The organism is Herbaspirillum sp. meg3, assembly GCF_002257565.1.
In the GTDB taxonomy this organism is placed as follows: domain Bacteria; phylum Pseudomonadota; class Gammaproteobacteria; order Burkholderiales; family Burkholderiaceae_D; genus Herbaspirillum.
On the sequence record NZ_CP022736.1, the window covers coordinates 830608 to 842037 of the forward strand.

General features: G+C 59.1%; 10 protein-coding genes. 8 read left to right on the forward strand and 2 right to left on the reverse strand.

The window, feature by feature from the left end; genetic code table 11:
- Positions 1-86 precede the first annotated feature (86 nt).
- Positions 87-1103: a 1-aminocyclopropane-1-carboxylate deaminase gene (locus tag hmeg3_RS03845; protein WP_094562560.1), complete on the reverse strand. Its 1017-nt coding sequence runs from the start codon at positions 1101-1103 to the stop codon at positions 87-89.
- 238 nt (positions 1104-1341) lie between these two features.
- Between hmeg3_RS03845 and hmeg3_RS03850 the strand changes: the two genes are divergently transcribed.
- Positions 1342-1851: an Lrp/AsnC family transcriptional regulator gene (locus hmeg3_RS03850; RefSeq protein WP_094562561.1), complete on the forward strand. Its 510-nt coding sequence runs from the start codon at positions 1342-1344 to the stop codon at positions 1849-1851.
- A 37-nt stretch (positions 1852-1888) separates the two neighbouring features.
- Here the strand turns inward: hmeg3_RS03850 and hmeg3_RS03855 are convergent, their stop codons facing one another.
- Positions 1889-2800: a LysR family transcriptional regulator gene (locus tag hmeg3_RS03855; protein ID WP_094566119.1), complete on the reverse strand. Its 912-nt coding sequence runs from the start codon at positions 2798-2800 to the stop codon at positions 1889-1891.
- Positions 2801-3054: 254 nt separating this feature from the next.
- On the opposite strand from hmeg3_RS03855, the gene hmeg3_RS03860 reads away from it, so the two are divergent.
- The 7 genes from hmeg3_RS03860 (at position 3055) to hmeg3_RS03890 (ending at position 11415) form a co-directional block, all read left to right on the forward strand.
- Positions 3055-4581 carry an ABC transporter substrate-binding protein gene (locus hmeg3_RS03860; RefSeq protein ID WP_094566120.1) on the forward strand — a complete coding sequence of 509 codons (1527 nt, stop codon included), beginning with the start codon at positions 3055-3057 and terminating at the stop codon, positions 4579-4581.
- Positions 4582-4732: 151 nt separating this feature from the next.
- Positions 4733-5650 (forward strand): ABC transporter permease, encoded by a 918-nt coding sequence (locus hmeg3_RS03865; protein WP_094562562.1) that lies wholly within the window; start codon positions 4733-4735, stop codon positions 5648-5650.
- Positions 5651-5659: 9 nt separating this feature from the next.
- On the forward strand, positions 5660-6598 hold the full coding sequence (locus hmeg3_RS03870) for an ABC transporter permease (protein ID WP_094562563.1): 939 nt from the start codon (positions 5660-5662) through the stop codon (positions 6596-6598).
- A 150-nt stretch (positions 6599-6748) separates the two neighbouring features.
- Positions 6749-7759, forward strand: a complete 1011-nt coding sequence (locus tag hmeg3_RS03875) for an ABC transporter ATP-binding protein (protein ID WP_094566121.1) — start codon at positions 6749-6751, stop codon at positions 7757-7759.
- Positions 7756-8631 (forward strand): ATP-binding cassette domain-containing protein, encoded by an 876-nt coding sequence (locus tag hmeg3_RS03880; protein ID WP_232511854.1) that lies wholly within the window; start codon positions 7756-7758, stop codon positions 8629-8631. The genes hmeg3_RS03875 and hmeg3_RS03880 overlap by 4 nt, the downstream gene beginning before the upstream one ends.
- 147 nt (positions 8632-8778) lie before the next feature.
- Complete coding sequence (locus tag hmeg3_RS03885; protein ID WP_094562564.1) at positions 8779-10200, forward strand: M20 family metallopeptidase; 1422 nt, start codon at positions 8779-8781, stop codon at positions 10198-10200.
- Positions 10201-10236: 36 nt separating this feature from the next.
- Positions 10237-11415 (forward strand): M20 aminoacylase family protein, encoded by a 1179-nt coding sequence (locus tag hmeg3_RS03890; RefSeq protein WP_094562565.1) that lies wholly within the window; start codon positions 10237-10239, stop codon positions 11413-11415.
- Positions 11416-11430 lie beyond the last annotated feature (15 nt).

Below are 11430 nucleotides of genomic sequence, written 5' to 3' on the forward strand. Positions count from 1 at the left end.
CGGACGGCGTCCATCGTAACGAATATCAACGGACGCCGCGCACGACAACAATTGCAACGCAGTGAAGCAAGAATGAAGCCTGGCGATCAGCCGTTGCGGAAGATGAAGCTGTACGCATTGAGTGCAGGCGCACCGCCGAGATGCGCGTACAGCACCTTGGAGCCTTCCGGGAATTCACCGAGACGCACCTTCTCAATCATGCCGTGCATCGATTTGCCCTCATACACAGGGTCGGTGAGGATGCCTTCGGTGCGCGCGCAGAGACGAATCGCCTCCAGCGTGCCTTCATTCGGCAAACCGTATTCCGGACCGCCGAAGCGTGTGTCGAGCACGACGTCTTTTTCAGTAATGTCGTAGTTCAGCTCCACCAGGCCGGCTGTGTTTTTGGCGATACGCAGGATCTGGTCGAAAGTTTGTTTTGGTTTGGCGGAAGCATCGATACCGATCACACGGTCCGCGCGGCCATCGGCGGCAAAGCCAACTACCATGCCTGCCTGCGTGCTGCCGGTCACAGCACAGGTGACGATGTAATCGAACTTGAAGCCGAGTTCTTCTTCCTGCTGGCGCACTTCTTCGGCAAAGGCGACGAAGCCCAGACCGCCCTTGGGATGTTCCGAGCAACCGGCTGGAATCGGATACGGCTTGCCGCCGCTCTGGCGCACGCTCTCCATCGCATCTTCCCAGCTCTTGCGGATACCGATATCGAAACCGGCCGCATCCAGGCGCACGTCGGCGCCCATGATGCGCGACATTTCGATATTGCCGACACGGTCATACACGGCGTCGGAATAGTTCACCCAGTTCTCTTGCACCAGCACGCACTTCAATCCCAGGTGAGCTGCCACTGCTGCAACCTGGCGTGTCTGGTTCGACTGGATGCCGCCGATCGATACCAGCGTGTCGTAGCCGCCTTCCAGCGCTTCAGGAATCAGGTACTCCAGCTTGCGTGTCTTGTTGCCGCCGAATGCCAGGCCGCTGTTGCAATCTTCGCGCTTCATGTAGAGATCGACTTTCCCGCCGAGATGCGCGCTCAGGCGCTTGAGCGGTTGAATTGGCGTCGGACCGAAGGTCAGCGGATAGCGGGCGAATTTTTTCAGATTCATGCGTGATGCTCCTGGAGAGTGAGGGGATATCCACGCATCGGCACTGGCGAACAAGGACGGCATGGACTGCTCCTCCGATATCGGTGTGATGTGCGATGACGTGTGATGGTGTAGCGATATGCGCTGGATTTCATTGTAGAAATGAATGCGCGCATCAGGGTTGCAAACTTGCGCTACTATTTGATGAGTAAACCTTCAATAATCAATTTGTGTTTATTTTTATTCTGAAAAATACACTATGAAAGCAACAAAATTGCGTAGCAAGAGCGTTGAAACAGAGTCCTTCAACGACACCCTCGATCGTACCGACCGCGCCATCCTCAAGCTGCTGCAACGCGACGCCTCGATTTCCAATGTGGCATTGGCAGCCAAGGTCAATCTCAGTGCGCCGGCCTGCCTGCGCCGGGTGGAGCGTCTCAAGGAACTGGGATTGATCAAAGGTATCGTGGCATTGCTTAATCCACGTGCACTGGATGCGGGGACGCTGGTGATGATCGGCGTCGTGCTGGATCGCTCCACGCCGGAGTCGTTCACTGCCTTTGAGAAGGCGGTGCAGAAGGTATCCGGTTGTCTGGAATGCCACGTCGTCACCGGCGAGTTCGACTACTTCATGCTGGTGCGCACCAAGGACAACGACAGCTTCAACCGACTGCATGCCGAGCAGTTGCTGTATCTGCCAGGGGTGCGTCAGGTACGCACCTTCATGGTGATCAAGGAAGTGCTGTCGACCACGCAGCTGCATTTATAAGCTGCATCACGAGTCGTACCCGTGAGCTGCAGCGAACTCAGATGTCCTTGTTCAGCTCGCCCAGCAGATAGTCGAGAAAAATTTCCACGATGCGCGGCAAGGTGCGTCCCGATAGCGTCTGCACCTCAACGTAGCGTCCGTCGAGCGCGCGGTCGCGAATCGGCACCATCGTGAACTCGCCCTTGGCGATACGGTAACGCACCGTCACCTCGCCGGTGATCGACAAGGCGTCGCCCTCCAGCAGATAGTTGTGCAGCGTCTGGATGTAATTGCTGGTGAGGACCGGTTCAAACACCAGTTGCTGGCGGCTGCACGCCAGATCGAACAGCTGCCGCAGCGTGGTGTCCGGATCGGGCAGCGCCAGCGGATAGGGCCGCAGCTGCGACAGTGTCACGCTCTTGAACTTGCTCAGTGGATGACCGTTGCGCATCAGCAGCAGCACCGGCGCCGGTTGCTGGTGCACGATCTTGATATCCGGCTCGGGCAGCCGGTTGAAGGTCACGCCGATGTCGGCATTGCCGTCGCGCACCTGGCGCGAGACCATGGTCGGCGGCCCCACATACACCTGAAACTGGATTGCCGGATACTTTTGCTGAAACGAGCGGATCAGCCGCGGCATGAAGTCGATCCCGAATCCCTCCGAGGCCGCCACCCGGATACGTCCGCTGCGCAAGCCTTTCAGCGCCAGCAGGTCGGCCACCACGCGATCTGCTTCCAGCCTCACCTTCTGGGCATGCGCGGCCAGCATTTCTCCACCTGCGCTCAGCACCATGCCGCGCGGCCGGCGCTCGAACAGAACAGTGTCGAGCAACTCTTCCAGGCTGCTGATCTGGCGGCTGATCGCCGAACTGGCGACATTCAGACGTTGCGACGCTTCAGCAATGGAGCCGCAACGCACCACTTCGAGGAAATAGCGCAGCGCAGTGTCTTGCAGATATTGAGATTTCATGTCGATCCTTGCGAACGCGATGCGGATGTCATCGCCACCCTTCACGCGTAAGCAAAAAGCCTGCCTTCTCGTTTCGGCAACGCAGGCTTAGGAATTCTCTAATTGTTGCAGCGCCTCAATCGACCTAGTATCCACTTCATGTTGTTGCTCAATTTGTTGCTGAGTTTCATGCCGTTGTTTTTCAAACAATTCTGAATGGAAGGTTGGGAATGAACGCGAACAAGAATGTGGTCAAGGGATCCGGAACTGCATGGATGCGTAATGCACGATATGCATTGCTGTTGGCGGGGGCTGCAGCGACGCTGTCGATATCGACTTCGGCGTTGGCCAACAAGGCCAACGACACGCTGGTGTACGCCTCCGACAGCGAGGTCGAGAACATCAGCCAGTATCACAACAATCTGCGCGAAGGCGTCATTCTGGCTCACCTGATCTGGGACACACTGGTCTTTCGCGACCCCAAGACCGGCGAGTACAAACCACAGTTGGCCACCACCTGGAAATGGGAGTCGCCAACCGCGCTCGTGATGGATCTGCGCCAGGGTGTGCAGTTCCAGAATGGCGACAAGTTCAGCGCCGACGATGTGGTGTTCACCTTCAACTATGCTGTGTCCAACGAATCCAAAGCTGTCACGCGTCAGAACACCGACTGGATCAAGGACGTCGAAAAACTCGGCGACTATAAAGTACGCATCAACCTCAAACGTCCTTTCCCTGCTGCGCTGGAATATCTCGCCGGTCCGCTGCCGATTTATCCCGGCGTCTATTTCAAGAAGCTCGGTCTGGAAGGATTCAGCAAGGCGCCGATCGGCACCGGTCCCTATAAAGCCACCAGCGTCGTGCCTGGGCAGGGCGTGACACTGGTCAAGAACACGAACTATTTCAAGGACAGCCCACAAGGCCAGCCCAAGATCGGCAACATCAAGTTCGTCGTGATTCCTGATCCGGAAACCCGCTCGGCACAACTGATGACCGGCGCCGTCGACTGGATCTGGCGTGTGCCGGCTGACCAGGCCGAGTCGCTCAAGACCACGCCCAAGATCACCGTGCAAAGCGGTGAAACCATGCGCGTCGGCTTTCTGACCATCGATGCCACCGGCACCTCGGGACCGAACTCGCCCTTCAAGGATTTGCGCGTGCGTCAGGCCGTCAACTATGCGATCAACCGTAAAGGCATCGCCGACAATCTGGTGCGCGGCGGCAGCCAGCCGGTCTATACCGCCTGTTTCCGCACCCAGTTCGGTTGCGATGCCAAGGCTGTCATCAACTATGACTACAACCCCGCCAAAGCCAAAGAATTGCTGGCCGCAGCAGGTTATCCGAACGGCTTTGACACCGAGATCTACGCCTACCGCGAGCGCGAATTCGCCGAAGCCATCATCGGCGATCTGCACAAGGTCGGTATCCGCGCACGCTTGCATTACATGAAGTTCGCCGCCTTGCTGACGGAATACCGCGCCGGCAAGACACCGCTGACCTTCCAGACCTGGGCGTCGTTCTCGATCAACGATGCCTCGGCGTTCACGGGAGTCTACTTCAAGGGCAGTGCGGATGACATCACCAAGGATCCGCAACTGCGCCAATGGCTGGAAACTGCCGACAACTCGGTCGACCCGGCCGTGCGCAAGACCAATTACACGAAGTCGCTGGAATCGATTTCCAAGCAGGCCTTCATGGCGCCGATGTTCTCTTACTCGACCTTCTACGCCTACAACTCGCAGCTGAAGTTCCAGGGTTATCCAGACGAGCTGCCGCGTTTCTATGAAGCGAGCTGGAAGTGAATCAAGAAGCAAATCAAGAAGCAAGTTGAACCTGAGTCTTAGCGTTAAACCGTGCGGCAGAGATCGCAACAAATCCCTGCCGCGCAAGTTATTCGGTTCTTGTGCCATACCGTATTCAAGCTTTAGCCAACTGTGATGAAGGACCGTCGCCATGCTGATCTACATTTTGCGTCGCTTTGGTATCGCCCTGTGCGTTGCCGTGACGGTCTCCATCGTCAGTTTTTCATTGCTGCACATGTCGGGCGACCTGGCCACGGCAATTGCCGGGCCTGAAGCCAGCGCCACGCAAGTGGAAACCATCCGCGTGCAGTTTGGTCTCGACCGGCCGATGATGTCGCAGTACTTCGACTGGCTCGGCAAAGCGGTGCAGCTGGATTTCGGCAAGTCCTTTTACTTTCAGGGGCCAGTCATGGAAATGGTAGCCGAGCGCTTGCCGATCACCATGAAGCTGGGTGGCATCGCCTTGCTGCTCGCGGTCGCCGTCGCCATTCCACTTGGCGTGCTGGCGGCGATCTATCGCGACACCTGGCTGGATCGCGTTGCACTCCTCATCGCCGTGGTAGGGCAGGCCATGCCCAGCTTCTGGTTCGGCCTCAGCCTCATCCTGATTTTTTCGGTGACCTTGCACTGGCTGCCGGTTGCCGGCAACGAAGGATGGGAAAATTTCGTCCTGCCTGCGATCGCCCTCGGCTATTACGCCATGCCCGCGATGATGCGCCTGACGCGCGCCGGCATGCTGGAAGTGCTCGGCTCCGACTATATCCGCACCGCACGTGCCAAGGGTCTCAGCAAAGGCAAGGTCATCTTTAAGCATGCGCTGCGCAATGCCGTGATTCCAGTTGTCGCACTTGCTGCGGTCGAGCTCGGTTTCATGCTCGGCGGTTCGGTAGTGATCGAGTCGGTGTACTCCATGCAAGGCCTCGGCCAACTGGCCTGGGATGCCATCTCGCGCAACGACTATCCGGTAGTGCAAGCGGTGGTGCTGATCATCGCCATGTTTTATATCGGCCTGACTTTCCTGGCCGACGTCATCAACGCGCTGCTCGATCCGCGCATCCGCACCCGCTGAGGAATCGCCATGACGACTATATCCACTTCCTCCATGCCGGCCACCCCGGCAAACCAGACAAGCGGTTTTCTGCAGACTGCACTCAAACCGGTTCCGCCATGGCGGCGCAAGCTCAACCGCATGCTTGGTCATCGCGGTCTGGTGCTGGGCGCTGCCATCCTCGCCGTGATCGTGTTGGCTGCACTGTTCGCGCCCTTGCTGGCGCCACACGACCCTTTTGAGCAAAATGTCTCGCAGCGCCTCATTCCACCGATCTGGAATGCGCTTGGCAGCTGGGATCATGTACTCGGCACAGACAAGCTCGGCCGCGATTATCTGAGCCGCCTGATCTACGGCGCGCGCGTGTCACTGATCATCGGTTGTGCAGCAGCGTTGATTTCCGGCGTAATCGGCACCACGCTTGGGGTACTGGCCGGTTACTTCGGCGGTCGTGTCGATGCGTTGATCAGCTACATTATCACCACGCGGCTGTCGATGCCGGTGGTGCTGGTTGCGCTGGCGATGGCCTCGCTGGTCGGCGGTTCGTTGAAGGTTGTGATCATCCTGCTCGGCTTGCTGCTGTGGGACCGTTTCGCCGTGGTCACGCGTTCGGCAACGCAACAGCTGCGCGACGCCGAATTCATCGCCGCCGCCAAAGCCATCGGCGCATCGACGCCCTACATCCTGGTGCGCGAGATTTTACCCAACATCATGAGTGCGCTGATCGTCGTCATCACGCTGGAAATGGCGCACGCGATTCTGCTGGAGGCAACGCTGTCCTTCCTCGGACTCGGCGTGCAGCCGCCGACGCCGTCGTGGGGACTGATGGTCTCGGAAGGCAAGTCCTACATGTTCTTCAAGCCCTGGGTCATCGTGATTCCCGGCGTGGCGCTGGCGATACTGGTGCTGGCAATCAATCTGGTCGGCGACGGTCTGCGTGACGTCAACGCGCCTGACGGTCGGAACTAGAGGGAGCGTCCTGTTTGGGCGAATTGCTGCGTTACGAATCGAGGTCAAGACGCCCACTCTTGACCCCGATTCGCGCCTTGCACTTCATCCCAAACAGGGAAAGCTCGCACTCACACCTATTGATGAAATGAGTTCTAAAAGGGAGCGATGATGAGCGTCTTACTCGATGTAAAAAATCTGCGCGTCGATCTGCCGACCGAAAACGGCATGCTGCACGCCGTGCGCGGCATCGACTTCCAGGTCAAGCGCGGCGAGATGCTCTGCCTGGTCGGCGAATCCGGTTGCGGCAAGTCGATGACTTCGCTGGCGCTGATGGGACTGTTGCCGCGCAAAGCTATCTGCACCGCAGATCGCATGGCATTTGACGGCGTTGAACTGATTGGTCTGCCGGACAAAAAGCTGAATCAACTGCGCGGTCAGCGCATGTCGATGATTTTTCAGGAGCCGATGACTTCGCTCAACCCGGCTTACACGCTGGGCAATCAGCTGTGCGAAGCTATGCTGGAAAAGCCCGGCGTCACCCGCGCCGAGGCCCGTGAGCGTGCCATTTATCTGCTGCACCGCACCGGCATCAGCAATGCCGAAGACCGTCTGCGCCAGTATCCGCACCAGCTCTCCGGCGGCCTTCGCCAGCGCGTCATGATCGCGATGGCGCTGATGTGCGGCCCCGATCTGATCATCGCCGACGAGCCGACCACCGCCTTGGACGTCACCATACAGGCGCAGATTTTGCGCATGATCCGCGAGCTGCAGCGCGAGTTCGGCACGGCCGTGGTGTTCATCACCCACGACCTCGGCGTGGTCTCGCGCATCGCCGATCGCGTCGCCGTGATGTATGCGGGGCAAGTGGTGGAAACCACCGACGTCGCACAACTTTTCGCCTCGCCCCGGCATCCCTACACGCGCGGTCTGCTCAACTGTATTCCCGTGCGTGGCAAGACACTGCCGGGCAGCAAGCTGCAAGCGATCCCCGGCGTGGTGCCAAGTCTGGTCGGCAACATCAGCGGTTGCGTTTTTCGCAATCGCTGTTCGTTGGCTGATGCTACGTGTGAGCAGGATCCTCCCATGGTCAATACGGCCGTCGGCGACAAGATTCACTATGCACGATGCCACAAGGTCGTGCCAGCAGATGCGGTGCAACTGAGCGAGGTGGCGGCATGAATAGAGGTGAATTCGGGAGTGAATTCGTGCAAGCTGAAATCCCGGCCAACTCGTCAGGTACTGACATCGCACTGGAACTCTGCGCACTGAGCAAGGTGTACGCGCTCAAACGCGGCATGTTCAAGGCGCCCGGCGAGATCAAGGCCGTCAACGATGTGTCGCTGCGTTTGTATCGCGGCGAAACGCTGGGCCTGGTCGGCGAATCCGGCTGCGGCAAGAGCACGCTGGCCAAGATGCTGCTGGGCTTGCTGGAGCCGACCGCCGGCAATGTCCTGATCAACGGACAGGAAGTCGATCCGACGCTGCGCAAGGACAACGCGCGCCACATCCAGCCGATTTTTCAGGATCCCTATTCTTCGCTCAACCCGCGCAAGACGGTCGCCGAAATCGTCGGCCTGCCGTTGAAGTTGCACCGCATCGGCAGCTCCGCCGAGCAGCAGAAATCGGTGCGCAAGATCCTCGATCTGGTCGGCATGCCGGAGCGCACTTATGCCCAATATCCGAATCAGTTGTCCGGCGGTCAGCGTCAACGCGTGGCGATTGCGCGCGCGCTGATTCTGCAACCGGACATTCTGATTTGCGACGAGCCGACGTCGGCGCTGGATGTTTCGGTGCAGGCGCAGATTCTCAATCTGTTGCTGGATCTCAAAGCCGAGTTCGGCCTCACGTATCTCTTCATCAGCCATGACCTCGGCGTGGTCGAGCATCTGGTCGACCGTGTCGCGGTCATGCACAAGGGCAGCATCGTGGAGCTGGAAACGCGGGAGAAGATTTTCTCCGATGCCCAACATCCTTACACACGCATGCTGCTGGCATCGGCGCTGACGCCCGAGCCGGGCTTGGGTATTCCGGAGCTGGCCGTGAGCGGGTAGCAGACGACAAAAAACGGTATAGCTTTCTCTGCATGGACAAGAACGCATGCCGGCGGGCAGGGCAGGTCGCGCTGCTTTGCAGAATGGCCAATCAGAACAACGTATTGATTTCATCGAATCTCATTTATATATCCGAGGAGAAGCAACATGAGCAGAGCACAAGCCATCGCGCAGGTCAGCGCCTATTTCGACGACGGCCGTTTCATGACGGCCTTGCAAAAGCGCGTTGCCATCCGCACTGAGAGCCAGGAAGCTGCCAGCCGGCCGATTCTGTATGACTACCTGTTGCAGGAGATTCAACCTGAGCTGGAAGGTCTCGGCTTCACCTGCGAAGTGATCGATAACCCGCTGCCGGGCGGCACGCCCTTCCTGCTGGCCGAACGCCTGGAAGCCGATGCCGCCTTCACCTTGCTGACCTACGGCCACGGCGACGTCGTGCGCGGCTACGACAAGCAATGGCGCGAAGGCCTCAAGCCCTGGGAAATCGTTGTCGAAGGCGATCGCTGGTACGGCCGCGGTATCGCCGACAACAAGGCGCAGCACACCATCAACTTCGCGGCACTGACTGAAGTGCTCAAACTGCGCGGCGGCAAGCTCGGCTACAACGTCAAAGTAATCCTCGAAATGGGCGAAGAAGCCGGCTCGCCCGGACTCAAGGAAGTCGCCGAGAAATACGCCGACAAGCTGAAGTCCGATCTCTTCATCGCCTCCGACGGGCCACGTGTAAATGCGCCGACGCCAACCATGTTCCTCGGTTCACGCGGCGGCTGCAATTTTGATCTGCGTGTCAATTCGCGCGATGGCGGTCATCACTCCGGCAACTGGGGCGGCTTGCTGCGTAACCCCGGCGTGCGTCTGGCCAATGCCATCGCTTGCCTGGTCGATGGCAAGGGACGCATCCGCGTGCCGAGCCTGTTGCCGGATGCCTTGCCGCAGAGCGTGCGCAACGCATTGCGTGATGTCGAAGTCGGCGGCGGCCCTGACGATCCCGAGGTTGATGCGGACTGGGGCGAGCCGGGCCTGACACCGGCCGAGCGTGTATTCGGCTGGAACACGCTGGAAGTCCTGGCCTTCAAGACCGGCAATCCGGAAGCGCCGGTCAATGCAATTCCCGGTCACGCATCAGCGCATTGTCAGATCCGTTTTGTGGTCGGCAGCGATGACAAGCACTTCATCGCCAACATGCGCGCGCATCTCGACGCGCATGGCTACACCGACGTCGAAGTCACGTTGTCCGGTATCCAGTTCACCGCCACCCGCCTCAATCCGGATGACGAATGGGTGCGCTGGGGGCTGGCGTCGATGCAGGAAACCAGCGGCAAGCAGCCGACCTTGTTGCCAAACCTGGGCGGCTCGCTGCCCAATGACGTCTTCTCCGATGTGCTCGGTCTGCCGACACTGTGGGTGCCGCACTCGTATCCGGCCTGCTCGCAGCATGCGCCCAACGAGCATATACTTGCCAGCGTATCGCGCGAGTCGCTGCAAGTCATGGCCGGCCTGTTCTGGGATTTGTCGGAGCAGGGCGAGCAAGTGCTGGCGCGGAGAACAGATAAAACAGTCGCAGCCTAAGGTCATGGACTGATAACCGATTTCCGGAGTGAACACATGAGTACAGAGTTTTGCCAGATCGCCGATCTGGACGACGTCAAGGATGAGCTGGTCGGCATTCGCCGTCACATCCATCAGCATCCCGAATTGTCGTATGAAGAAGTCGATACCGCCGCGCTGGTGGCGGCACGCCTGGAAGGCTGGGGTTATGCCGTCACGCGCAACATCGGCGGCAACGGTCTGGTCGCCACCCTGCGCGCCGGCAGCAGCACACGCAGTATTGGCGTGCGCGCCGACATGGATGCCCTGCCGATCAATGAAATGACCGGCTTGTCGTACGCCAGCGAACGACAGGGAAAGATGCACGCTTGCGGCCACGACGGCCACACCGCGATGTTGCTTGGCGCGGCCTTGCAGTTGTCGCGTACGCGCAAGTTCGACGGCATCGTCAATCTGATCTTTCAACCGGCGGAAGAAGCGGGCTTCAACAGCGGCGCCGAACAGATGATCAAGGACGGCTTGTTTGACCGCTTTCCTTGCGACGCAATTTTCGGCATGCACAATCATCCGGGTGTGGAGACCGGCATCTTCATGTTCCGGGCCGGCCCGTTCATGGCGGCCTGCGATACGGTCAAGATCAAGATCCTCGGCAAGGGCAGCCATGCGGCGCGTCCGCACCAGTCCATTGATCCGCTGGTCACCGCCAGCAGTCTGGTGATGGCTCTGCAGACCGTGGTGGCGCGCAATATCGATCCTATGGAAGCTGCGGTGGTGACGGTCGGCTCGTTGCATGCGGGTCATGCAGCCAATGTGATTCCGGAACATGCCACGATGGAACTGAGCGTGCGCTCCTTCAAGCAAGAGGTGCGCGAGCTGTTGGAGCAACGTATCCGCGCGCTGGTGCAGTCGCACGTTGAAGGCTACGGCGCCAAGGCGGAAGTTGAGTATATCCGCGGTTATCCGGTATTGGTCAACTCCGAGGCCGAGACCGAATTCGCAAAACAGATTGCGGTGGAGCTGGTAGGCGAAGACAAGATCATTCCGTCGTTCTCGCCGATTGCCGGCAGCGAAGATTTTGCCTACTTTCTGCAGCAACGTCCGGGTTGTTTCCTGCGCGTCGGTAACGGTGCGGGCAAGCCGATGCTGCACAACGCGCACTATGACTTCAATGACGACAACGTGACGGTGGGCGCAGCCTACTGGACGCGTCTGGTCGAACGCTTCCTGCAAGCTTAGTTGATAACAGAGCCG